Source organism: Methylocella tundrae, assembly GCF_901905185.1.
Lineage (GTDB): Bacteria > Pseudomonadota > Alphaproteobacteria > Rhizobiales > Beijerinckiaceae > Methylocapsa > Methylocapsa tundrae.
Genome location: NZ_CABFMQ020000041.1, coordinates 1 through 396, shown reverse-complemented (window position 1 = coordinate 396; position 396 = coordinate 1). Strand labels below are relative to the sequence as shown.

Genomic DNA, 396 nt, shown 5'->3' with positions numbered 1-396 from the left:
AAACGAGGCCCTGGTGAACGCTTGGTCGAACAGCCGCTCTAGGGCGGTCGGTGACACCGTCGCTTTTTCCCGTGGTGGCCGTGAATTGGTGGGGCAAATCATCCACCAAGACGATCGGCATTGGACCGTAGCAGCGGGCCAGGAGTTGCACCAGGTCGAACGTTCGCACCTGATCCTCGCGGCCGACAACAGGTCGGTCAAAGAACTCAATCGCCTAGCCCAGGAGAAGCTGAAAGAAGAAGGGCTTTTGGGTGAAGGGCGTGAGTTGCAAACCATCGATGGGCTGCAGGAGTTCCACGTTGGAGACGAAATTCAGTTTCGCACCAATGTCCGGGACTCCGGCGTCTTCAACCGCACGCGTGCGCGCATTGAGGATTTCCATGGTGACGCCATGAC

General features: G+C 58.3%; 1 protein-coding gene. It reads left to right on the top strand.

Features of this window, described 5'->3' with window-relative positions; genetic code table 11:
• Positions 1-13: 13 nt before the first annotated feature.
• A partial coding sequence (locus MPC4_RS04805) for a hypothetical protein (RefSeq protein WP_174511527.1) occupies positions 14-396 on the top strand: 383 nt, incomplete at its 3' end.